This window comes from Micromonospora sp. NPDC047134 (genome assembly GCF_040643455.1).
Taxonomy (GTDB): domain Bacteria; phylum Actinomycetota; class Actinomycetes; order Mycobacteriales; family Micromonosporaceae; genus Micromonospora.
Genome location: NZ_JBEYUI010000018.1, coordinates 34,014 through 55,636 on the forward strand (window position 1 = coordinate 34,014; position 21,623 = coordinate 55,636).

Annotated in this window: 34 protein-coding genes; all 34 read left to right on the forward strand. The window is 67.4% G+C overall.

Features of this window, described 5'->3' with window-relative positions; translation table 11 throughout:
• The first annotated feature begins 1 nt into the window (after position 1).
• The 34 genes from rpsG to ABZ795_RS21055 all read left to right on the forward strand — a co-directional run bounded on the left by rpsG (position 2) and on the right by ABZ795_RS21055 (position 21,592).
• Positions 2-472: a 30S ribosomal protein S7 gene (rpsG, locus tag ABZ795_RS20890; protein WP_013735957.1), complete on the forward strand. Its 471-nt coding sequence runs from the start codon at positions 2-4 to the stop codon at positions 470-472.
• A gap of 75 nt (positions 473-547) precedes the next feature.
• Positions 548-2,644 carry an elongation factor G gene (gene fusA / locus ABZ795_RS20895; protein WP_327024029.1) on the forward strand — a complete coding sequence of 699 codons (2,097 nt, stop codon included), beginning with the start codon at positions 548-550 and terminating at the stop codon, positions 2,642-2,644.
• Between the two features lie 215 nt (positions 2,645-2,859).
• Positions 2,860-4,053: an elongation factor Tu gene (gene tuf, locus ABZ795_RS20900; RefSeq protein WP_357531557.1), complete on the forward strand. Its 1,194-nt coding sequence runs from the start codon at positions 2,860-2,862 to the stop codon at positions 4,051-4,053.
• A 351-nt stretch (positions 4,054-4,404) separates the two neighbouring features.
• Positions 4,405-4,713, forward strand: a complete 309-nt coding sequence (gene rpsJ / locus ABZ795_RS20905; RefSeq protein ID WP_007073037.1) for a 30S ribosomal protein S10 — start codon at positions 4,405-4,407, stop codon at positions 4,711-4,713.
• A gap of 11 nt (positions 4,714-4,724) precedes the next feature.
• Entirely contained in the window at positions 4,725-5,390 is a 666-nt protein-coding gene (gene rplC, locus ABZ795_RS20910) for a 50S ribosomal protein L3 (protein WP_327024030.1), read from the forward strand.
• Entirely contained in the window at positions 5,387-6,037 is a 651-nt protein-coding gene (gene rplD, locus ABZ795_RS20915) for a 50S ribosomal protein L4 (RefSeq protein WP_327024031.1), read from the forward strand. The genes rplC and rplD overlap by 4 nt, the downstream gene beginning before the upstream one ends.
• A complete protein-coding gene (gene rplW, locus ABZ795_RS20920; protein WP_013735952.1) occupies positions 6,034-6,336 on the forward strand; it encodes a 50S ribosomal protein L23 in 303 nt (100 codons plus the stop codon). The genes rplD and rplW overlap by 4 nt, the downstream gene beginning before the upstream one ends.
• 12 nt (positions 6,337-6,348) lie before the next feature.
• Positions 6,349-7,188 carry a 50S ribosomal protein L2 gene (gene rplB, locus ABZ795_RS20925; protein ID WP_013735951.1) on the forward strand — a complete coding sequence of 280 codons (840 nt, stop codon included), beginning with the start codon at positions 6,349-6,351 and terminating at the stop codon, positions 7,186-7,188.
• A 12-nt stretch (positions 7,189-7,200) separates the two neighbouring features.
• A complete protein-coding gene (rpsS, locus tag ABZ795_RS20930) occupies positions 7,201-7,482 on the forward strand; it encodes a 30S ribosomal protein S19 (RefSeq protein WP_013735950.1) in 282 nt (93 codons plus the stop codon).
• 40 nt (positions 7,483-7,522) lie between these two features.
• Positions 7,523-7,978, forward strand: coding sequence for a 50S ribosomal protein L22 (gene rplV, locus ABZ795_RS20935; protein WP_043721958.1), 456 nt, complete (start codon positions 7,523-7,525; stop codon positions 7,976-7,978).
• Entirely contained in the window at positions 7,978-8,832 is an 855-nt protein-coding gene (rpsC, locus tag ABZ795_RS20940) for a 30S ribosomal protein S3 (protein ID WP_102658911.1), read from the forward strand. The genes rplV and rpsC overlap by 1 nt, the downstream gene beginning before the upstream one ends.
• A gap of 3 nt (positions 8,833-8,835) precedes the next feature.
• A complete protein-coding gene (rplP, locus tag ABZ795_RS20945) occupies positions 8,836-9,261 on the forward strand; it encodes a 50S ribosomal protein L16 (protein WP_007465292.1) in 426 nt (141 codons plus the stop codon).
• Positions 9,261-9,494, forward strand: a complete 234-nt coding sequence (rpmC, locus tag ABZ795_RS20950; RefSeq protein WP_327024032.1) for a 50S ribosomal protein L29 — start codon at positions 9,261-9,263, stop codon at positions 9,492-9,494. Before rplP ends, rpmC begins: the two co-directional genes overlap by 1 nt.
• Positions 9,491-9,778: a 30S ribosomal protein S17 gene (gene rpsQ, locus ABZ795_RS20955; RefSeq protein WP_013735945.1), complete on the forward strand. Its 288-nt coding sequence runs from the start codon at positions 9,491-9,493 to the stop codon at positions 9,776-9,778. The genes rpmC and rpsQ overlap by 4 nt, the downstream gene beginning before the upstream one ends.
• 95 nt (positions 9,779-9,873) lie before the next feature.
• Positions 9,874-10,242, forward strand: a complete 369-nt coding sequence (gene rplN / locus ABZ795_RS20960; RefSeq protein WP_023358185.1) for a 50S ribosomal protein L14 — start codon at positions 9,874-9,876, stop codon at positions 10,240-10,242.
• A complete protein-coding gene (gene rplX, locus ABZ795_RS20965; RefSeq protein WP_207228005.1) occupies positions 10,239-10,559 on the forward strand; it encodes a 50S ribosomal protein L24 in 321 nt (106 codons plus the stop codon). Before rplN ends, rplX begins: the two co-directional genes overlap by 4 nt.
• Entirely contained in the window at positions 10,559-11,128 is a 570-nt protein-coding gene (gene rplE, locus ABZ795_RS20970) for a 50S ribosomal protein L5 (RefSeq protein WP_327024033.1), read from the forward strand. The genes rplX and rplE overlap by 1 nt, the downstream gene beginning before the upstream one ends.
• 1 nt (position 11,129) lies before the next feature.
• Positions 11,130-11,315 (forward strand): type Z 30S ribosomal protein S14, encoded by a 186-nt coding sequence (locus ABZ795_RS20975; RefSeq protein WP_007073023.1) that lies wholly within the window; start codon positions 11,130-11,132, stop codon positions 11,313-11,315.
• Positions 11,316-11,411: 96 nt separating this feature from the next.
• The gene (gene rpsH / locus ABZ795_RS20980) at positions 11,412-11,819 is read left to right on the forward strand and encodes a 30S ribosomal protein S8 (protein WP_007073022.1); all 408 of its coding nucleotides are present in this window, start codon (positions 11,412-11,414) and stop codon (positions 11,817-11,819) included.
• Between the two features lie 16 nt (positions 11,820-11,835).
• A complete protein-coding gene (gene rplF, locus ABZ795_RS20985) occupies positions 11,836-12,378 on the forward strand; it encodes a 50S ribosomal protein L6 (protein ID WP_327024034.1) in 543 nt (180 codons plus the stop codon).
• Entirely contained in the window at positions 12,375-12,764 is a 390-nt protein-coding gene (gene rplR, locus ABZ795_RS20990) for a 50S ribosomal protein L18 (RefSeq protein ID WP_327024035.1), read from the forward strand. Before rplF ends, rplR begins: the two co-directional genes overlap by 4 nt.
• 34 nt (positions 12,765-12,798) lie before the next feature.
• Entirely contained in the window at positions 12,799-13,413 is a 615-nt protein-coding gene (gene rpsE / locus ABZ795_RS20995; RefSeq protein ID WP_357531592.1) for a 30S ribosomal protein S5, read from the forward strand.
• Positions 13,413-13,595 (forward strand): 50S ribosomal protein L30, encoded by a 183-nt coding sequence (rpmD, locus tag ABZ795_RS21000; protein ID WP_013735939.1) that lies wholly within the window; start codon positions 13,413-13,415, stop codon positions 13,593-13,595. Before rpsE ends, rpmD begins: the two co-directional genes overlap by 1 nt.
• Complete coding sequence (gene rplO / locus ABZ795_RS21005; RefSeq protein ID WP_327024038.1) at positions 13,595-14,038, forward strand: 50S ribosomal protein L15; 444 nt, start codon at positions 13,595-13,597, stop codon at positions 14,036-14,038. Before rpmD ends, rplO begins: the two co-directional genes overlap by 1 nt.
• Positions 14,039-14,279: 241 nt before the next feature.
• Complete coding sequence (gene secY / locus ABZ795_RS21010) at positions 14,280-15,605, forward strand: preprotein translocase subunit SecY (protein ID WP_357531558.1); 1,326 nt, start codon at positions 14,280-14,282, stop codon at positions 15,603-15,605.
• The gene (locus tag ABZ795_RS21015; RefSeq protein ID WP_327024040.1) at positions 15,606-16,259 is read left to right on the forward strand and encodes an adenylate kinase; all 654 of its coding nucleotides are present in this window, start codon (positions 15,606-15,608) and stop codon (positions 16,257-16,259) included.
• Positions 16,260-16,355: 96 nt separating this feature from the next.
• The gene (gene map, locus ABZ795_RS21020) at positions 16,356-17,207 is read left to right on the forward strand and encodes a type I methionyl aminopeptidase (RefSeq protein WP_327024041.1); all 852 of its coding nucleotides are present in this window, start codon (positions 16,356-16,358) and stop codon (positions 17,205-17,207) included.
• 158 nt (positions 17,208-17,365) lie between these two features.
• Complete coding sequence (locus ABZ795_RS21025) at positions 17,366-18,028, forward strand: DUF1707 domain-containing protein (RefSeq protein ID WP_357531559.1); 663 nt, start codon at positions 17,366-17,368, stop codon at positions 18,026-18,028.
• A 230-nt stretch (positions 18,029-18,258) separates the two neighbouring features.
• Positions 18,259-18,480: a translation initiation factor IF-1 gene (gene infA, locus ABZ795_RS21030; RefSeq protein ID WP_007073013.1), complete on the forward strand. Its 222-nt coding sequence runs from the start codon at positions 18,259-18,261 to the stop codon at positions 18,478-18,480.
• Positions 18,481-18,570: 90 nt separating this feature from the next.
• Positions 18,571-18,684, forward strand: coding sequence for a 50S ribosomal protein L36 (gene rpmJ / locus ABZ795_RS21035; protein WP_012184307.1), 114 nt, complete (start codon positions 18,571-18,573; stop codon positions 18,682-18,684).
• A 268-nt stretch (positions 18,685-18,952) separates the two neighbouring features.
• On the forward strand, positions 18,953-19,333 hold the full coding sequence (rpsM, locus tag ABZ795_RS21040) for a 30S ribosomal protein S13 (protein ID WP_013735933.1): 381 nt from the start codon (positions 18,953-18,955) through the stop codon (positions 19,331-19,333).
• A gap of 89 nt (positions 19,334-19,422) precedes the next feature.
• A complete protein-coding gene (gene rpsK / locus ABZ795_RS21045) occupies positions 19,423-19,830 on the forward strand; it encodes a 30S ribosomal protein S11 (RefSeq protein ID WP_007073011.1) in 408 nt (135 codons plus the stop codon).
• Positions 19,831-19,844: 14 nt separating this feature from the next.
• Positions 19,845-20,471, forward strand: coding sequence for a 30S ribosomal protein S4 (rpsD, locus tag ABZ795_RS21050; protein ID WP_013735932.1), 627 nt, complete (start codon positions 19,845-19,847; stop codon positions 20,469-20,471).
• 98 nt (positions 20,472-20,569) lie between these two features.
• A complete protein-coding gene (locus ABZ795_RS21055) occupies positions 20,570-21,592 on the forward strand; it encodes a DNA-directed RNA polymerase subunit alpha (protein WP_013735931.1) in 1,023 nt (340 codons plus the stop codon).
• The last annotated feature ends 31 nt before the right edge of the window (positions 21,593-21,623 follow it).

A 21,623-nucleotide genomic window follows, 5' to 3' on the forward strand; every position in this document is an offset into this window, starting at 1 on the left:
CATGCCGCGTAAGGGACCTGCCCCGCGTAAGCCGCTGGTCGCTGACCCGGTGTACAACTCGCCGCTGGTCACCCAGCTGGTAAACAAGATCCTGCTCCGCGGCAAGCGTCAGCTCGCCGAGCGCATCGTCTACGCCGCCCTGGAGGGCTGCCGCGAGAAGAGTGGCACCGATCCGGTCGTCACCCTCAAGCGCGCGATGGACAACGTCAAGCCGACCCTCGAGGTCCGCAGCCGCCGTGTCGGTGGCGCGACCTACCAGGTTCCGGTCGAGGTCCGTCCGGCCCGGGCCACCACCCTGGGCCTGCGCTGGCTGGTCACCTACTCCCGCGCCCGCCGCGAGAAGACCATGGTCGAGCGACTGATGAACGAGCTGCTGGACGCGAGCAACGGCCTCGGCGCCGCCGTCAAGCGGCGTGAGGACACCCACAAGATGGCGGAGTCCAACAAGGCCTTCGCGCACTACCGCTGGTAACACCTGAGGTCCCGGCGCCTACCGGCGCCGGGACCGCCACCAGTTGTGTCGGGACGACGATAAGTAGGGATTGAAGTGGCCGCCGCAGACGCGCTCGCCAACGTACGCAACATCGGCATCATGGCGCACATCGATGCCGGTAAGACCACTACCACCGAGCGGATCCTGTTCTACACCGGTATCACGTACAAGATCGGTGAGGTTCATGAGGGCGGCGCCGTCATGGACTGGATGGAGCAGGAGCAGGAGCGCGGTATCACCATCACTTCCGCCGCCACGAAGTGCGAGTGGAAGGGCCACACGATCCAGATCATCGACACGCCCGGCCACGTCGACTTCACGGTCGAGGTGGAGCGGTCGCTTCGGGTGCTGGATGGTGCGGTCGCGGTCTACGACGGTGTGGCCGGCGTGGAGCCGCAGACGGAGAACGTCTGGCGTCAGGCGGACAAGTACAACGTCCCCCGGATGTGTTTCGTCAACAAGCTCGACCGCACCGGCGCGGACTTCTTCCGCTGCGTGCAGATGATGATCGACCGGCTGAACGCCACCCCGCTGGTGCTTCAGATCCCGATCGGCGCCGAGAGCGACTTCATCGGCGTGGTCGACCTGGTCGAGATGCGCGCCCTCACCTGGCGTGGCGAGACCCAGAAGGGTGAGGACTACGCGGTCGAGGAGATCCCGGCCGACCTGGCTGACTCCGCCGCCGAGTGGCGCGAGAAGCTGATGGAGACCCTGGCCGACGTCGACGACGCGGTGATGGAGAAGTACCTGGAGGGCGAGGAGATCTCCGTCGAGGAGGTCAAGGCCGCCATCCGTCGGGCCACCATCGCCGGCAAGGCCAACCCGGTCTTCACCGGTACCGCCTTCAAGAACAAGGGCATCCAGCCGATGCTGGACGCGGTCGTCGCGTACCTGCCCTCGCCGCTGGACATCCCGGCGATCGAGGGTACGGCCACCGACGGCGAGACCCCGTTGCAGCGCAAGCCCTCGGTCTCCGAGCCCTTCTCCGGCCTGGCCTTCAAGATCCAGACGGACAAGCACCTCGGCAAGCTCACCTACGTGCGGATCTACTCCGGCACCCTTGAGTCCGGCTCCCAGGTGGTCAACTCCACCAAGGACCGCAAGGAGCGGATCGGCAAGATCTACCAGATGCACGCCAACAAGCGGGAAGAGCGCAGCACCGCGAAGGCCGGCGACATCATCGCGGTGCAGGGTCTGAAGCAGACCACCACCGGTGACACCCTGTGCGACCCGGCGAACCCGGTGATCCTGGAGTCGATGACCTTCCCGGAGCCGGTCATTGAGGTGGCCATCGAGCCGAAGACCAAGGCCGACCAGGAGAAGCTCAGCACCGCCATCCAGCGGCTGGCCGAGGAGGACCCGACCTTCCGCGTCAAGCTGGACGACCAGACCGGTCAGACGGTCATCTCCGGCATGGGCGAGCTGCATCTGGACATCTTGGTCGACCGGATGCGCCGCGAGTTCAACGTCGAGGCGAACATCGGTAAGCCGCAGGTGGCGTACCGCGAGACCATCCGCCGCAAGGTGGAGAAGGTCGAGTACACCCACAAGAAGCAGACCGGTGGTTCCGGCCAGTACGCCCGGGTGATCGTCAGCCTGGAGCCGCTGCCGCTGGGCAACGACGCCCCGACCTACGAGTTCGCCAACGCGGTCACCGGTGGCCGTATCCCCCGGGAGTTCATTCCCTCGGTGGACGCGGGTGCGCAGGACGCCATGCAGTACGGCATCCTGGCCGGCTTCCCGCTGGTGGGCGTCAAGCTGACGCTGCTGGACGGGCAGTACCACGAGGTCGACTCGTCGGAAATGGCGTTCAAGATCGCCGGTTCGATGGTGATGAAGGACGCGGCCCGCAAGGCCGATCCCGCGCTGCTCGAGCCGATGATGGCTGTTGAGGTCACCACTCCTGAGGAGAACATGGGTGACGTCATCGGCGACCTCAACTCCCGCCGTGGCATCATCCAGGCGATGGAGGAGCGCAGCGGCGCCCGCGTCGTCCGGGCTCTGGTGCCGCTGTCGGAGATGTTCGGCTACGTCGGCGACCTGCGGTCGAAGACCCAGGGCCGGGCTAGCTACAGCATGCAGTTCGACTCCTACGCCGAGGTTCCGGCCTCGGTGGCCAAGGAGATCATCGCCAAGGCGACGGGTGAGTGACGTCCGCCTGAGCTGATCCGACGGTGGTCGCGGGAGGTTTCCCCGACCGCGACCACCTCGGTCGGATTGGGTGAATTCCGGGCCTGTAGGCTTCATCGCCGCAGAGCCCACAAAAGCTTCCCGGCCGTCTGGCCGGAAAGGCTGTCGACAGAGTCCTAAGCGCCACTCGTGGCGTACCGGGGCGAACGAACCAAGAAGTCCACAGGAGGACACCAGTGGCGAAGGCGAAGTTCGAGCGGACTAAGCCGCACGTCAACATCGGCACCATTGGTCACATCGACCACGGTAAGACGACGCTGACGGCGGCCATCACCAAGGTCCTGCACGACCAGTACCCGGACCTGAACCCGTACACGCCGTTCGACGAGATCGACAAGGCGCCGGAGGAGAAGGCCCGCGGCATCACGATCTCGATCGCGCACGTCGAGTACCAGACCGAGGCGCGGCACTACGCGCACGTCGACTGCCCCGGTCACGCCGACTACATCAAGAACATGATCACCGGTGCCGCCCAGATGGACGGCGCGATCCTGGTGGTCGCCGCGACCGACGGCCCGATGCCGCAGACCCGCGAGCACGTGCTGCTGGCCCGCCAGGTCGGCGTGCCGTACATCGTCGTGGCGCTCAACAAGAGCGACATGGTCGACGACGAGGAGCTGCTGGAGCTCGTCGAGCTCGAGGTTCGTGAGCTGCTCTCGTCGCAGGAGTACCCGGGCGACGACCTGCCGGTCGTGCGGGTCTCGGCGCTCAAGGCCCTGGAGGGCGACCCGGAGTGGACCGGGCGCCTGCTGGAGCTGATGAGCGCTGTCGACACCGCGATCCCGCAGCCGGAGCGCGAGACCGAGAAGCCGTTCCTGATGCCGATCGAGGACGTCTTCACGATCACCGGTCGTGGCACCGTCGTCACCGGTCGCGCGGAGCGCGGCATCCTCAAGCCGAACGAGGAGGTGGAGATCGTCGGTATCCGCGAGAAGTCGCAGAAGACGGTCTGCACCGGCATCGAGATGTTCCGCAAGCTGCTCGACGAGGCCCGCGCGGGCGAGAACGTCGGTCTGCTGCTGCGTGGCATCAAGCGCGAGGACGTCGAGCGCGGCATGGTGGTCGTCAAGCCGGGCACCACGACCCCGCACACCGAGTTCGAGGCGACGGTCTACATCCTCTCCAAGGAGGAGGGCGGCCGGCACACCCCGTTCTTCCAGAACTACCGTCCGCAGTTCTACTTCCGGACCACGGACGTCACCGGTGTCGTCACCCTTCCCGAGGGCACCGAGATGGTCATGCCGGGCGACAACACCACGATGACCGTGAAGCTGATCCAGCCCATCGCGATGGAGGAAAACCTCAAGTTCGCGATCCGGGAGGGTGGCCGTACGGTCGGCGCTGGTCGCGTCACCAAGATCATCAAGTGAGCTAGGTAACCCCGATTAGACCCGCCGCCGGTCGTGCGGCATACTAGTCAGGTTGCGTAACGACAGTTCGCTGCCCGTGTTCGACTCACGTCGAACCTCCGGGTAGGCAGAGCAGTCGGGCGTGGGGTGGTTGGCGGCCCGTCCGTCAACCACCCTCGCGCGGCGTTCAGGTCGCGGTAGTGCGATCGGCGCCTGGACCCACCACGGTCTCAGATCGCCCCGGAAGCTCGGGGCGGAGCTAGGCCAGAGGGCGCGACACGCCCGACCGCGGGGGTGGGCGAATAGGGTCTGTACCAGCCGGTACAGGACACCCGCAACACAGCGGCATCGAGAGAAGGAACAGAAGCCACCATGGCGGGACAGAAGATCCGCATCCGGCTCAAGGCCTATGACCACGAGGTCGTCGACTCCTCGGCTCGGAAGATCGTCGAGACGGTGACGCGCACCGGGGCGCAGGTCGCGGGCCCGGTGCCGCTGCCCACGGAGATCAACCGTTTCTGCGTCATCCGCTCGCCGCACAAGTACAAGGACTCGCGCGAGCACTTCGAGATGCGTACGCACAAGCGGCTGATCGACATCATCGACCCGACCCCGAAGACGGTCGACTCGCTCATGCGCCTCGACCTGCCGGCTGGCGTCGACATCGAGATCAAGCTGTAGGGACCGGACACATGGACAGGCAAGTTAAGGGGATCCTGGGCGCGAAGCTCGGCATGACCCAGGTCTGGGACAACAACAAGGTTGTTCCGGTGACCGTGGTTCAGGCCGGCCCCTGCGTCATCACCCAGGTTCGTGACGCCGACAAGGACGGTTACTCCGCGGTCCAGCTGGCGTACGGCACGATCGACCCGCGCAAGGCCAAGAAGCCGCTGCGTGGGCACTACGCCAAGGCTGACGTGGCGCCGCGCCGGCACATCGTCGAGCTGCGCACCTCCGACGCCGCGGACTACTCGCTCGGTCAGGAGATCACGGTCGAGGAGTTCCCGGCCGGCGTCTCCATCGACGTCACCGGCAAGACCAAGGGCAAGGGCTTCGCCGGCGCGATGAAGCGGCACGGCTTCCACGGTCTGCGGGCCAGCCACGGTGTCGAGCGCAAGCACCGCTCGCCGGGCTCCATCGGCGCCTGCGCCACCCCGGGCCGGGTCTTCAAGGGCACCCGGATGGCGGGTCGCATGGGTGGCGTGCGCTACACCGTGCAGAACCTGACCGTCCAGGCGGTCGACACTGAGAACAACCTCCTGCTCGTCCGCGGTGCCATTCCCGGCCCGAAGGGCGCGCTGGTCCTGGTCCGCACCGCGGCCAAGGCGAAGGTGAAGAAGGGCGGTGTGGCCAAGTGAGCACGGTTGACGTCTTGAACTCCGAAGGCACCAAGACCGGCTCGGTCGAGCTGCCCGGTGACATCTTCGACGTGCAGGCCAACGTGCCCCTGATGCACCAGGTCGTGGTGGCGCAGCTGGCCGCGGCCCGGCAGGGCACCCACAAGACCAAGACCCGGGGCGAAGTCTCCGGTGGCGGCAAGAAGCCTTACAAGCAGAAGGGCACCGGTCGGGCCCGGCAGGGCTCGATCCGCGCGCCGCAGTTCGCCGGCGGTGGCGTGGTCCACGGCCCGGTGCCGCGCGACTACAGCCAGCGCACCCCGAAGAAGATGAAGGCCGCCGCCCTGCGTGGCGCCCTGTCGGACCGGGCCCGCGCCGGGCAGGTGCACGTCGTCGAGGCGTTCGTCTCGGGCGAGAAGCCGTCGACCAAGGCCGCTCTGGCCACGCTCGCCAAGCTGACCGAGGCCCGCCGGGTGCTGGTCGTGCTGAGCAGTGTCGACGAGCTGAACTGGGTGTCGCTGCGCAACGAGCCGCGGGTGCACCTGATCGAAGCCGGCCAGCTGAACACGTACGACGTGCTGGTGGCCGACGATGTGGTCTTCACCAAGGAGGCCCTGGACGAGTTCCTGGGCGTTCCCGCCGAGACCACCGAGGAGGGTGGCAAGTGAGCACGATCGCCGACCCGCGCGACATCATCGTGGCGCCGGTCGTCTCGGAGAAGAGCTACAGCGAGCTGAACCGCAACTGGTACACCTTCCTGGTGCACCCGGACGCGAACAAGACCGCGATCAAGATCGCTATCGAGCAGATCTTCAACGTCCGTGTCCTGACGGTCAACACGCTCAACCGCGAGGGCAAGCGCAAGCGGACCCGTACCGGGTTCGGTAAGCGCAAGAACACCAAGCGCGCGATGGTGAAGCTGGCTGAGGGCGACCGTATCGAGGCCTTCGGCGGCCCGGTCAGCTGAGGGGTGTAGACAATGGCTATCCGTAAGTACAAGCCGACGACGCCGGGCCGGCGTGGCTCCAGCGTCGCCGACTTCGCCGAGATCACCCGGTCGACGCCGGAGAAGTCGCTGCTGGCACCGCTGCCCAAGAAGGGTGGGCGTAACGCCCACGGGCGGATCACCGCCCGGCACCAGGGTGGCGGCCACAAGCGGCAGTATCGGATCATCGACTTCAAGCGGGTCGACAAGGACGGCGTGCCGGCCAAGGTCGCGCACATCGAGTACGACCCGAACCGCACCGCGCGCATCGCGCTGCTGCACTACGCCGACGGCGAGAAGCGGTACATCATCGCGCCGAAGGACCTGAAGCAGGGCGACCGGGTCGAGTCCGGTCCGGGCGCCGACATCAAGCCGGGCAACAACCTGCCGCTGCGCAACATCCCGGTCGGTACCACCATCCACAACGTGGAGCTGCGCCCGGGTGGCGGGGCCAAGCTGGCCCGCTCGGCCGGCGTCGGCATCCAGCTGCTCGGCCGGGAGGGCGTGTACGCCACCCTGCGTATGCCCTCGGGTGAGATCCGGCGGGTGGACGTGCGCTGCCGGGCCAGCATCGGCGAGATCGGCAACGCCGACCAGTCGAACATCAACTGGGGTAAGGCCGGCCGGATGCGGTGGAAGGGCAAGCGCCCGACCGTCCGTGGTGTGGCCATGAACCCGGTCGACCACCCGCACGGTGGTGGCGAGGGCAAGACCTCCGGTGGTCGCCACCCGGTCAACCCGCAGGGTAAGCCCGAGGGCCGCACCCGTCGTAAGGGCCAGCCGAGTGACCGGCTGATCGTCCGCCGCCGCTACGCCACGCGTAAGCGCGGCTGAGGGAGATAAGACATGCCTCGCAGCCTGAAGAAGGGCCCGTTCATCGACGACCACCTGCTCAAGAAGGTGGAGACGCAGAACGAAAAGGGCTCGAAGAACGTCATCAAGACCTGGTCGCGGCGCTCGACGATCATCCCGGAGATGCTCGGGCACACGATCGCGGTGCACGACGGACGTAAGCACGTCCCGGTGTTCGTGACCGAGGCCATGGTCGGGCACAAGCTCGGCGAGTTCGCGTTGACCCGTACGTTCAAGGGTCACGAAAAGGACGACCGGAAGAGCCGCCGGCGCTGACGCCGCGGGCATACGGATAGAGGATCAAGGGGTTACAGCGATGCCAGGAAAGGGCGACGCTCCGGTGCTTCCGGGCGCGCGGGCGGTTGCGCGATACGTGCGCATCTCGCCGATGAAGGCGCGCCGGGTGGTCAACCTCGTCCGCGGCCTGCCCGCGAAGGAGGCTCTCACGGTGCTGCAGTTCGCGCCGCAGGCTGCGAGCGAGCAGGTGTACAAGGTGCTCGCGAGTGCGATCGCCAACGCGGAGAACAACGAGCGGCTGGACCCCGACGCGTTGCTCGTCAGCGAGGCGTTCGTGGACGAGGGCCCGACCATGAAGCGGTTCCAGCCGCGGGCGCAGGGCCGGGCGTACCGGATCCGTAAGCGCACCTGCCACATCACGGTGGCGGTCGAGGCGGTGGCGCCGGCCGCGCCGAAGAAGTCGGCGAAGAAGGCGGCACCGGCGGCGCAGAGCGCACCGGCCGAGACGCAGAGCAACACGGAGGGCGCCGAGTAATGGGTCAGAAGGTTCACCCGCACGGGTTCCGCCTCGGCATCTCGACCGACTGGAAGTCCCGCTGGTTCGCGGACAAGCTCTACAAGGACTACATCGGCGAGGATGTCAAGATCCGCCGGATGATGTCCAAGGGTCTGGAGCGGGCCGGCATCTCCAAGGTCGACATCGAGCGCACCCGCGACCGGGTCCGGGTCGACATCCACACCGCCCGGCCGGGCATCGTCATCGGCCGTAAGGGTGCGGAGGCCGACCGGATCCGTGGCGAGCTGGAGAAGCTCACCGGCAAGCAGGTGCAGCTGAACATCATCGAGGTGAAGAACCCCGAGTCGGACGCGCAGCTGGTCGCCCAGGGCGTGGCCGAGCAGCTCTCCAGCCGGGTCAGCTTCCGTCGGGCGATGCGCAAGGCGATGCAGTCGGCGATGAAGAACCCGATGTGCAAGGGCATCCGGGTGCAGGTCTCGGGTCGCCTCGGCGGCGCCGAGATGAGCCGCACGGAGTTCTACCGCGAGGGTCGGGTTCCGCTGCACACGCTGCGGGCCAATATCGAGTACGGCTTCTTCGAGGCCCGTACCACCTTCGGCCGCATCGGCGTGAAGGTCTGGATCTACAAGGGTGACGCGGTGCCGGGTCGGGAGACTCCGGCCGAGGCGCCGTCGCGCCCGCGCCGGGATCGTGGTGACCGCCCCGAGCGGCCGCGTCGTGGTCGCTCCGGTTCGTCCGGTACGACCTCCGGTGGTACCGAGGCCGGCCGGGCTGCCGCGACGACCGTCGCGCAGCAGGCCGAGACGCCGAGTGGCGAGCCGGTGGACACGTCCGCCGTCGCCGCCGCGGCAGAAACGCAGCAGGAGGGCTGACAGATGCTGATGCCGCGCAAGCCCCCGAAGGGCTTCCGCAAGCCGCACCACCCGGACCGCAGTGGCGCGTCCAAGGGCGGCAACCGGGTGGTGTTCGGCGAGTTCGGGATCCAGGCTCTCGAGCCGGCGTACGTGACCAACCGGCAGATCGAGTCGGCGCGTATCGCGATGACCCGCCACATCAAGCGTGGCGGCAAGGTCTGGATCACCATTTTCCCGGACCAGGCCCTCACCAAGAAGCCGGCCGAAACGCGGATGGGTTCCGGTAAGGGCTCGCCGGAGTGGTGGGTCGCCAATGTCAAGCCGGGGCGGGTTCTCTTCGAGATGTCCTTCCCGAACGAGCAGATCGCGCGAGAGGCGATGCGTCGCGCGATCCACAAGCTCCCGATGAAGTGCCGGATTGTGACGCGCGAAGTGGGTGAATCCTGATGGCAGCGGGCGTTAAGGCCTCCGAGCTGCGTGAGCTCTCCGAGGAGGAGCTGGTCACGAAGCTGCGTGAGGCCAAGGCGGAGCTGTTCAACCTCCGCGTGCAGGCCGCAACCGGGCAGCTGGACAACAACCGGCGGCTGCAGGTCATCCGTCGGGAGATCGCCCGGATCTACACGATCATGCGTGAGCGCGAGCTGGGGCTCTCGGTCGCGCCGACTGAGGTGGCTTCATGAGCGAGAACACGACGACCGCGGGCGCGGAGCTCGTGCGAGGACGCCGTAAGGTCCGTGAGGGCCTGGTGGTCAGCGACAAGATGGACAAGACCGTCGTGGTCGAGGTCGAGGACCGGGTCAAGCACGCGCTGTACGGCAAGATCATGCGCCGGACCAGCAAGCTCAAGGTCCACGACGAGCAGAACTCCGCCGGCATCGGCGACCGGGTCCTGATCATGGAGACCCGTCCGCTGTCCGCGACCAAGCGGTGGCGGCTCGTGGAGATCCTCGAGAAGGCCAAGTAGCGAAGGCTCGAGCTCGGCCGGATCGGTCGGGCGCAGGTTCCGCCAGGCTCCGGCCGCTCCGGCGGCCGGAGAACCGGCAGACATAGGAGATAGACGTGATTCAGCAGGAGTCGCGACTGCGCGTCGCCGACAACACGGGTGCCCGGGAGATCCTGTGCATCCGAGTTCTCGGTGGCTCCGGTCGGCGCTACGCGAGCATCGGCGACGTCATCGTCGCCACCGTCAAGGACGCGATCCCCGGTGCTGGTGTGAAGAAGGGCGACGTCGTCAAGGCGGTCATCGTCCGCACCGCCAAGGAGAGGCGCCGGCCGGACGGTTCGTACATCCGCTTCGACGAGAACGCCGCCGTCATCATCAAGGACGGCGGGGACCCGCGGGGTACCCGCATCTTCGGCCCGGTCGGTCGTGAGCTGCGGGACAAGCGGTTCATGAAGATCATCTCTCTCGCGCCGGAGGTGTTGTGACCGTGAAGGTCAAGAAGGGCGACACGGTCGTCGTCATCGCCGGCAAGGACAAGGGTGCCAAGGGCAAGGTCATCGCGGCCTACCCGCGGCAGGACAAGGTCCTGGTCGAGGGCGTGAACCGGGTCAAGAAGCACACTCGCATCAGCACTACTCAGCGTGGCGCCAAGACCGGTGGCATCGTCACCCAGGAGGCCCCGATCCACGTCTCGAACGTGATGGTCCTGGACTCCGACGGCAAGCCGACCCGTGTCGGTTACCGCATCGACGAAAACGGCCAGAAGGTCCGCATCGCGCGTAGCACCGGTAAGGACCTGTGATGACCACGGCTACCGAAACCAAGTCCATGCCGCGCCTCAAGGAGCGGTACCGCAACGAGATCGTGGCGAAGCTGCGCGAGCAGAACGACTACGCCAACCCGATGCAGGTGCCGCGGTTGGTGAAGATCGTCGTCAACATGGGTGTCGGCGAGGCTGCTCGCGACGCCAAGCTCATCGACGGCGCGGTCCGCGATCTGGCCACCATCACCGGCCAGAAGCCGCAGGTCCGGCGGGCGAAGAAGTCCATCGCGCAGTTCAAGCTGCGGGAGGGAATGCCGATCGGCGCGAAGGTGACCCTGCGCGGCGACCGGATGTGGGAGTTCCTGGACCGGCTGCTGTCCATCGCGCTGCCGCGTATCCGTGACTTCCGCGGCCTCGACGGGCGCAAGCTCGACGGGCACGGCAACTACACGTTCGGTCTGACCGAGCAGTCGGTGTTCCACGAGATCGATCAGGACAAGATCGATCGCCAGCGGGGCATGGACATCACGGTGGTCACGACCGCCACGACCGACGACGAGGGCCGGGCGCTGCTCAAGCTCCTGGGCTTCCCGTTCAAGGAGAACTGAGATGGCCAAGAAGGCGCTGATCCTCAAGGCGGCCGCGAAGCCGAAGTTCTCGGTTCGCGCGTACACCCGCTGCCAGCGGTGCGGGCGTCCCAAGGCGGTCTACCGCAAGTTCGGGCTCTGCCGGGTGTGCATCCGGGAGATGGCCCACCGCGGTGAGCTGCCCGGCGTGTCCAAGGCTTCCTGGTAATAGCCCGGCGCGCGCCCCGCGCGTTAGCTGGACTGTCTCTTCGCCGTAGGCCTGCGCGAGCCGCGGGAACCCCGGCGAGAAAGGTTGACGAGTTACATGACGATGACCGACCCGATCGCAGACATGCTCACGCGTCTGCGTAACGCCAACCAGGCGTACCACGACCGGGTGACGATGCCCTACTCGAAGATCAAGGCGAACATCGCCGAGGTCCTCAAGACCGAGGGTTACATCGCCACCTGGTCGGTCGAGGAGCCCGAAGAGGGTGCCGTCGGCAAGCGACTGGTCGTCGAGCTGAAGTACGGCCAGAACCGGGAGCGGAGCCTGGCCGGTATCAAGCGTGTCTCCAAGCCCGGTCTACGGGTTTACGCCAAGTCGGACGGGCTCCCGCGGGTGCTCGGCGGGCTGGGCGTGGCGATCATTTCGACGTCCCAGGGGCTGCTCACCGACCGGCAGGCCCGCAAGCGGAGCGTTGGCGGGGAAGTCCTCGCCTTCGTCTGGTAACGGGAGACAGGTAGAAATGTCGCGTATTGGACGTAAGTCGATCCCGGTACCTGCCGGCGTCGACGTGACGATCGACGGCCGGACCGTCAAGGTCAAGGGCCCCAAGGGCGAGCTGTCGCACACTCTGGCCGAGCCGATCTCCATCGAGCGGGCCGAGGACGGGCAGCTGAGCGTCAACCGCCCGAACGACGAGCGCAAGGCCAAGGAACTGCACGGCCTGAGCCGTACCCTGGTCGCCAACATGATCGTCGGAGTCACCGAGGGCTACCGCAAGAGCCTGGAGATCTCCGGCACCGGTTACCGGGTCACCGCCAAGGGCAAGGACCTCGAGTTCGCGCTCGGGTTCTCGCACCCGGTCACGGTCCCCGCGCCGGACGGCATCACCTTCACGGTGGAGAAGCCGACGCTGTTCCACGTGGCCGGCATCGACAAGCAGCAGGTCGGTGAGGTCGCCGCCAACATCCGGAAGATTCGCCCGCCGGAGCCCTACAAGGGCAAGGGTGTCAAGTACCAGGGCGAGGTCATCCGACGTAAGGCCGGAAAGGCAGGTAAGAAGTGAGCGCCACGCTGCTCAAGCGCCGCCGCGGCGTCGCCGCCAAGCGTGCCGTCGGGCGTGCGCGTCGGCACTTCCGGGTCCGCAAGAGCGTCAGCGGTACGCCCGAGCGCCCGCGCCTGGTCGTCACCCGTTCGCTGCGGCACATCGTCGCCCAGATCGTGGACGACACCAAGGGGCACACCCTGGCGTCGGCCTCGACCCTGGACGCCTCGGTGCGCGGCACGGAGGGCGACAAGAGCGCCCTGGCCGGCAAGGTCGGCACCCTGCTCGCCGAGCGGGCCAAGGCCGCTGGCATCTCCAAGGTCGTCTTCGACCGCGGTGGCAACCGGTACGCGGGGCGGGTAGCCGCGCTTGCCGACGCCGCCCGCGAAGCCGGGCTCGAGTTCTGACAATCCCCGTCACGAGAGAAAAGGAAGGCTGCTGATGCCAGGTCAACAGCGCCGTGGCGGCGGGTCCGGTGGCAACGAGGGTGGTCGCCGCGACAACCGCCGTGAGGGCGGCCGCGGAAACGCGCCCGCCGAGAAGACCCCGCACCTTGAGCGGGTCGTCGCGATCAACCGTGTCGCCAAGGTCGTGAAGGGTGGTCGTCGATTCAGCTTCACCGCCCTGGTGATCGTGGGCGACGGCGACGGCACCGTGGGCGTGGGCTACGGAAAGGCCAAGGAGGTGCCCGCGGCGATCGCCAAGGGCGTCGAGGAGGCCAAGAAGCACTTCTTCAAGGTGCCGCGGATCGGCTCCTCGATCCCGCACCCGGTGCAGGGCGAGGAAGCTGCCGGTGTGGTGCTGCTCAAGCCGGCCTCGGCCGGTACGGGTGTCATCGCCGGTGGTCCGGTTCGTGCCGTGCTGGAGTGCGCGGGCATCCACGACGTGCTCTCCAAGAGCCTCGGATCGTCCAACCCGATCAACATCGTGCACGCCACCGTGGCTGCGCTGAAGGGGCTTGAGTCCCCCGAGGCCGTCGCGGCGCGTCGAGGCCTGCCGGTGGAGGACGTCGCTCCGGCCGCCATGCTGGCCTCGCGGGCGGAGGTGGCTTCCTGATGGCACGGCTGAAGGTCACCCAGGTTCGTTCCGGGATCGGGACCAAGCACAACCAGCGTGAGTCGCTGCGTTCGCTCGGTCTCAAGCGGATCAACGACGTGGTGGTCAAGGAAGACCGGCCCGAGATCCGCGGAATGATCTTCACGGTCAGCCACCTCGTGAAGGTCGAGGAGGTCGAGTAATGACGATCAAGGTCCACCACCTGCGCCCGGCGCCGGGGGCCAAGACCGCGAAGACCCGTGTGGGTCGCGGTGAGGGCTCCAAGGGCAAGACCGCCGGTCGGGGTACCAAGGGTTCCAAGGCCCGCAAGAACATCTCGGCGGCGTTCGAGGGTGGGCAGATGCCCATCCACATGCGACTGCCGAAGCTCAAGGGCTTCAAGAACAAGTTCAAGGTGGTCTTCCAGGTGGTCAACCTGGACCGACTGGCTGAATTGTTCCCCAACGGCGGTCAGGTCGGCCCGGCCGAACTGGTCGAGGCCGGCGCGGTCCGCAAGGGCCAGCCGATCAAGGTTCTCGGCTCCGGGGATCTGGGCGGGGTTGCCCTCCAGGTCTCGGCGCACGCCTTCAGCGCGTCCGCCAAGGAGAAGATCGCCGCCGCCGGTGGCTCGGTAACAGAGCTGTAAGCTGCAAAAACGTATGGCGCCCGCCAGTTGATCCCAGCTGGCGGGCGCCCTGCTCTCAACTCGGGCGTGTGCGCCCGGTAACATCGGAATTGGTTTATGTAGCCGGGCACACCTGCCCGGACCGGGATCGGGCTGTTAGAGTCCCATCCCAGCCATGGAGAATCGGGCACCCTGCCCGGCACCACCACCACCCCGATCCGCCAGGGATGCCCGGCGGCCCGCCTCGCGCAGGAGGAAGAAGTTGCTGTCCGCCTTTCTCAGTGCGTTCCGTACGCCTGACCTGCGCAAGAAGCTGCTGTTCACAGTAGGCATCATCGCGATCTACCGGCTCGGCGCCACCCTGCCCAGCCCAGGTGTCTCGTACGGCAACGTGCAGAAGTGCCTCGACACGATCGAGGGCTCCACCGGTGTGCTGAACCTGCTCGACCTCTTCTCGGGCGGCGCGCTGCTCCAGCTGTCGGTCTTCGCGCTGGGCATCATGCCCTACATCACCGCGTCGATCATCCTTCAGCTGCTGACGGTGGTGATCCCCCGGCTCGAGCAGCTCCGCAAGGAGGGCCAGGCCGGCCAGGCGAAGATCACCCAGTACACCCGCTATCTGACCCTCGGCCTCGGTGTCCTCCAGGCCTCGGCGTTCGTGGCGCTGGCCCGCTCGGGTCAGCTGTTCAACAACCAGTGCGACCAGTTCCCGATCATCCCCGAGGGCACCGGCATCCCGGACTGGCTGACGCTGTCCGTCCTGGTGATGACGATGACCGCCGGTACCGGTGTGGTCATGTGGCTCGGTGAGCTGATCACCGACCGCGGCGTCGGCAACGGCATGTCCGTCCTGATCTTCACCTCGATCGCCGCCCGGCTCCCCAGCGAGGGTTGGCGGATCAAGGAGAGCCAGGGCTGGTGGAAGTTCTTCCTGGTCATCGCTCTGGTCCTGGTGGTCATCACCGCGGTCACCTTCATCGAGCAGGCCCAGCGCCGGATCCCGGTGCAGTACGCCAAGCGCATGATCGGCCGGCGGATGTACGGCGGCACCTCGACCTACATCCCGCTGAAGGTCAACCAGGCGGGTGTCATCCCGGTCATCTTCGGTTCCTCGCTGCTCTACCTGCCGCAGCTGGCGCTGCAGTTCTTCGACCAGAACGACCCGGGCAAGACCCAGGCGTGGATCCAGAACAACCTGGTCGACCCGACCAGCCCGATCTACATCTCGGTCTACTTCCTGCTGATCATCTTCTTCACCTACTTCTACGTCTCGATCACGTTCAACCCGACCGAGGTCGCGGACAACATGAAGAAGTACGGCGGGTTCGTGCCGGGCATCCGCCCCGGCAAGCCCACCGCCGACTACCTGGACTTCATCCTCAGCCGCATCACCCTGCCGGGGGCGCTGTACCTCGCGATCATCTCGATCCTGCCGAACTTCTTCTTCATCTGGCTGGACCGGCAGCAGTACCTCAACTTCCCGTTCGGTGGTACCGCTGTGCTGATCATGGTCGGTGTTGCTCTCGAGACCAGCAAACAGATCGAGAGCCAACTGATGCAGCGGAACTACGAAGGGTTCCTGCGGTAGATGAGACTGGTTCTGGTTGGCCCGCCGGGTGCGGGCAAGGGCACACAGGCAGAGTTCATCGCCGCGCACCTGTCCGTTCCGAAGATCTCGACCGGCGACATCTTCCGGGCCAACGTCTCACAGGGCACGCCGTTGGGCGTCGAGGCCAAGCGCTACATGGACGCCGGCAAGCTGGTCCCGGACGAGGTCACCATCAACATGGTCCGGGACCGGCTGGCCGAGCCGGACACCGCCGAGGGCTTCCTGCTCGACGGTTTCCCCCGGACCACTCCGCAGGCGGCGGCGCTGGACAAGCTCCTCGCTGACCTGGGCACCGCCCTGGACATCGTGCTGGAGCTGGTGGTCGACGACGACGAGGTGATCCGGCGGTTGTCCGGCCGGCGTACCTGCCGGGGCTGCGGCAAGATCTGGCATGTCGAGTTCGACGCGACCAGCCGGGAGGGCATCTGCGACCGTTGCGGCGCCGAGCTCTTCCAGCGCGACGACGACAAGCCGGAGACCATCGCCGCCCGGCTGCGGGAGTACGCGGAGAAGACCGCACCCCTGGTGGACTACTACGGTGCCCAGGGCAAGCTGGTCGGCATCGACGCCACCGGCCCGGTGGAGGACGTCACCGTCCGCGCGATCGACGCCCTGCGGTCCTACGGGAGCTGAACAGGGTCGGCTCACCGCCGTCCGGATAGAGAGTGCGAACAGCGGGGTACGCTCAGCGTGCCCCGCTGGTTCGTGGCAACGAAAGGTATCGCCTCCATGCGTCGTCCCCAGCTGGACATCCAGCTGAAAACTCCCGAGCAGATCGAGAAGATGCGAGCCGCCGGCCTGGTGGTCGCGGAGGCGTTACGCAGGATGCGGGAGGCGGTCGCGCCCGGGGTGACCACGGCCGACCTGGACGCCATCGCCGAGTCGACGATCCGCGAGGCAGGTGCGGTCCCCTCCTTCAAGGGCTACCACGGTTTCCCGGCGTCGATCTGCTCCTCGGTAAACGAGCAGATCGTGCACGCCATCCCGTCGCCCGAGCAGGCCCTGGCCGAGGGCGATCTGATCTCGATCGACTGCGGCGCGGTGCTCGACGGTTGGCACGGCGACGCGGCGATCACCGTAGGGGTGGGTGAGGTCGACCCGGCCCTGCTGCGGATGGCCAAGGTCGCCGAGGACGCCATGTGGGCCGGCATCGCCGCCGCCGCCCGGGGTGCCGCCAGCGGCAAGGGCCGGCTGACCGACATCTCGCACGCCGTGGAGAACGCCGTACGCAAGGCGGGCCGGTACGGCATCGTCGACGGCTACGGCGGCCACGGCATCGGCACCGAGATGCACCAGGACCCGCATGTGCTCAACCACGGCCGGCCGGGCAAGGGACCTCGGCTGGTGCCGGGCATGGCGCTGGCCATCGAGCCGATGATCACCATGGGTTCGCCGCGTACGGTCGAGTTGGCCGACGGCTGGACGGTCGTGACCCGGGACGGGTCGCGTGCGGCGCACGTCGAGCACACCATGGCGCTGCTGCCGGACGGGGTCTGGGTGCTGACCGCCCCCGACGGTGGCCGGGGCCGCCTCGGTGACCTGGTCACCGCCCGCCAGCCGAGCAACGCCCCGACGGCCTGAACGAACCACTCCTGCCGACCGTGCGCCGGACGGCCCGGGTCCTTCGGGGCCTGCACTGCGGCGGAAGGCCCGGAGCCAGCAGTGCCCGGACGACCCGGGGGGCCTGGGCTGCGGCGGCGCGGGTGGGGGACTGGCGGGACGGTGGCATGCTTGCCGGCATGGAAGGGCGCGACGGCCTGCGGGCAGGGGACTCCGACCGGCAGGCCATCGCCGAGCGGTTGCGGGTCGCGCTCGACGAGGGCCGACTGAATCTGCACGAGTACGACGAACGACTGCAACGCGCCTATGCCGCTCGTACCTATGCCGACCTGGATGCCCTGGTGCGGGACCTGCCGGCGGCCGGTGTCGAGGCACCGGTGCCGGCGCAGCGGGGCAGCGCGGTGTCGGCCAGCCCGGCTGGCCGGCAGGTGACGGGGCGCTGGCTGGCCCATGTCTGGGAGTCCTGGCTGCAGGCGGTCGGGATCGTGGTCGCCATCTGGGCGCTGACCTCGCTAGCTGCGGGTGACCTGCTCTACTTCTGGCCGGGGTGGGTCGCCGGGCCCTGGGGCGCGCTGCTGCTGGTCGAGACCCTTACCGGCCTGGTCAAGGGCGAACCTCGGAGGTGGGCGGCCGAGCAGGAGCAGCGCCGGCAGCGGCGGGCGGCGAAGAAGGCCCTCAAACGGCAGCGCAAGGCAGCCGACGGCCAGCAGGCTCTCGACCAGCCCGCTCTCGACGAGACCGAGGTGGGTGCCGAGGGGCCGGAGCGGAAGGGTGATCCGGGTTACCCGGCGGCCGGGCCGGACAGGCTCCCGCTGCGGGCATTTCCGGAGCGGGAGACCTGAAAGTCACGTTTGTCGTACCGGTTCGGGGGTGTTGGCCGGTCGGTTTGGCGACGGCGTGCAGGCGGGCGTACACTTTCTGATCGGCGCACAGCGTCCACTCCGCCATGCCCACCAAGCGCTTCGGTGGGACGCGGAGCCGCGGCTGGCGCGGGTCACCTGATCTTGATCAGGCACTCGTGTAAGGCGTTGTGAGCCGGTCCGGAGTAACCGACGTCAGGACAGCGGAGGACATGCCGAAAAAAGACGGAGCCATCGAGATCGAAGGTCGGGTCATCGAGCCCCTGCCGAACGCCATGTTCCGGGTGGAGCTCGCCAACGGCCACAAGGTGCTGGCTCACATCAGCGGCAAGATGCGGCAGCACTACATCCGCATCCTGCCGGAGGATCGGGTCGTCGTCGAACTCTCGCCGTACGATCTGACCCGCGGGCGCATCGTCTACCGCTACAAGTAGTCCTGACGACGGCCGGGAACGTCCCGTGTCCGTCTTCGACGTCCGGTGCCGCGCCTCGTGGCAACGGGCCAGATGGGAAGTAAGGCAACCGTGAAGGTCAAGCCGAGCGTCAAGAGGATCTGCAACAAGTGCCGGGTGATCCGCCGGCACGGCCGGGTCATGGTCATCTGCACCGACCCGCGCCACAAGCAGCGCCAGGGCTGATCGTCACGGCCGACCGGTGACCGCCGGTCGGCCGAGGGCGTGATCCGGGCCGCAGATCCAGCCAGCACATCACACATGCTCGTCCCAGCCGCGAGCGGTGCGCAGCGCGTACTTCTTCGTGGTTGACCCCCGGTCGGAGGCCGGGGCCCGCTTGGGCAGCGACCGAACCGGTCGCCGGCGCAGCACGCGCCGGAGGAGACAGGTCGGTCGGTAGCGGGGTGGGTCGGGTCCACACCTCCGCGAGACAGCACAAGGAGTACGCCCACAGATGGCACGTCTAGTCGGCGTCGACCTCCCCCGCGAGAAGCGGCTGGAGATCGCGCTCACCTACATCTTCGGCGTGGGTCGCACCCGCGCCCTGGAGACGCTCGCTGCCACCGGCATCTCGCCGGACAAGCGCGCCCGGGACCTCACGGACGAGGAGCTGGTCCAGCTCCGTGACCACATCGAGGCCAACTACAAGGTTGAAGGCGACCTGCGCCGCGAGGTCGCCGCTGACATCCGCCGCAAGGTCGAGATCGGCTGCTACGAGGGCATCCGGCACCGCCGGGGTCTGCCCGTCCGTGGTCAGCGGACCCGTACCAACGCCCGCACCCGCAAGGGCCCGAAGCGGACGGTCGCCGGCAAGAAGAAGCCCGGCAAGAAGTAATTCTCTTTCACCGGAGTGCGGGTCCGGGTCTGCCCAGGTAGGCCAGGCCGCAACCCGTGCCGGGAAGTCAACTAGGAGCGCACAGACTTATGCCACCGAAGGCTCGTGCCGGGGCCGCTGTAAAGAAGGTCCGGCGCAAGGAACGCAAGAACGTCGCCCACGGGCAGGCGCATATCAAGAGCACCTTCAACAACACCATCGTGTCCATCACGGACCCGACCGGTGCCGTCATCTCCTGGGCCTCCGCGGGCCAGGTCGGCTTCAAGGGTTCGCGCAAGTCGACCCCGTTCGCCGCGCAGCTGGCCGCCGAGGCCGCCGCGCGTCGGGCGATGGAGCACGGCATGCGCAAGGTCGACGTGTTCGTCAAGGGCCCCGGCTCCGGCCGGGAGACCGCCATCCGTTCGCTGCAGGCGGTGGGCCTGGAGGTCGGGCAGATCTCCGACGTCACCCCGCAGCCGCACAACGGATGCCGTCCGCCGAAGCGTCGTCGGGTCTGAGAGGTTAGAGAGAGATGGCTCGTTACACCGGTGCTGACTGCCGCCGTTGCCGGCGGGAGAAGATGAAGCTGTTCCTCAAGGGCAGCAAGTGCGATGGCCCGAAGTGCCCGTTCGAGTCCCGGCCGTTCCCGCCCGGGCAGCACGGCCGCGGCCGCACCAAGGAGACGGAGTACCTGCTCCAGCTCCGTGAGAAGCAGAAGGCTCGCCGGGTCTACGGCGTGCTGGAGAAGCAGTTCCGCGGTTACTACGAGGAGGCCGTGGCCAAGCAGGCCAAGACCGGTGAGGTCCTCCTGCAGATCCTCGAGTCGCGGCTGGACAACGTGGTCTACCGGGCCGGCTACGCCAAGTCCCGGGACATGGCCCGTCAGCTGGTCAAGCACGGTCACTTCACGGTGAACGGCAAGAAGGTCGACATCCCGTCGTACCGCGTCAGTGCACACGACATCATCGAGGTTCGGGCGAAGAGCAAGGAGCTCACCCCGTTCATCGTGGCTCAGGCCGAGGCCGGTTCGAAGACCGTGCCGGCGTGGCTGGAGGCCATCCCGAGCCAGATGAAGGTTCTCGTGCACTCGCTCCCGGCCCGCCAGGTGATCGACACCCAGGTCCAGGAGCAGCTGATCGTCGAGCTCTACTCCAAGTAAGGGCTCGTTGCGGTGGCCCGCCCGGCGACGGGCGGGCCACCGGAACAGTTTGTGTCGTGGGCGTCATATGGCGGGCGCCCCGGAAGAGAAGAGAAGACATGCTCATCAGCCAGCGACCGACCCTCTCCGAGGAGTCGATCAACGAGACCCGGTCCCGGTTCACCATCGAGCCGCTGGAGCCGGGCTTCGGCTACACCCTGGGCAACTCGCTGCGGCGTACGCTGCTGTCGTCCATCCCGGGCGCGGCCGTCACCTCGATCAAGATCGACGGTGTGCTGCACGAGTTCACCACGATCCCCGGTGTCAAGGAGGACGTGGTCGAGCTCGTCATGAACATCAAGGAGCTCTGCGTCAGCTCCGAGCACGACGAGCCGGTCAGCATGTACCTGCGCAAGCAGGGCCCGGGTGACGTGACCGCCGGTGACATCCAGCCCCCGGCCGGTGTCTCCGTGCACAACCCGGACCTGAAGCTCGCCACCCTCAACGGCAAGGGCCGGCTCGACATGGAGCTGACCGTCGAGCGGGGTCGCGGCTACGTCACCGCGGCGCAGAACAAGCAGGCTGGCGCGGAGATCGGCCGGATCCCGGTCGACTCGATCTACTCGCCGGTGCTCAAGGTGACGTACCGGGTCGAGGCGACTCGTGTCGAGCAGCGGACCGACTTCGACCGGCTGATCATCGACGTCGAGACCAAGCCGTCGATGGGCCCGCGTACCGCCCTGGCCTCGGCCGGGTCGACGCTGGTGGAGCTGTTCGGGCTGGCCCGGGAGCTGGACGAGACGGCGGAGGGCATCGACATCGGCCCGTCGCCGCAGGACGCGCAGCTGGCGGCGGACCTGGCCCTGCCGATCGAGGAGCTGGACCTGACCGTCCGCTCCTACAACTGCCTCAAGCGCGAGGGCATCAACTCCGTTGGTGAGCTGATCGGGCGTACCGAGGCCGACCTTCTCGACATCCGCAACTTCGGCCAGAAGTCGATCGACGAGGTCAAGATGAAGCTCGCCGGGATGGGTCTGGGGCTGAAGGATTCGGCTCCGAACTTCGACCCGGCGCACGTCGTGGACGCCTTCGGCGAGGCCGACTACGACACCGACGACTACCGCGAGACCGAGCAGCTCTAGTCCGCGCTGCCGCCACACCTGAGGAGCACCA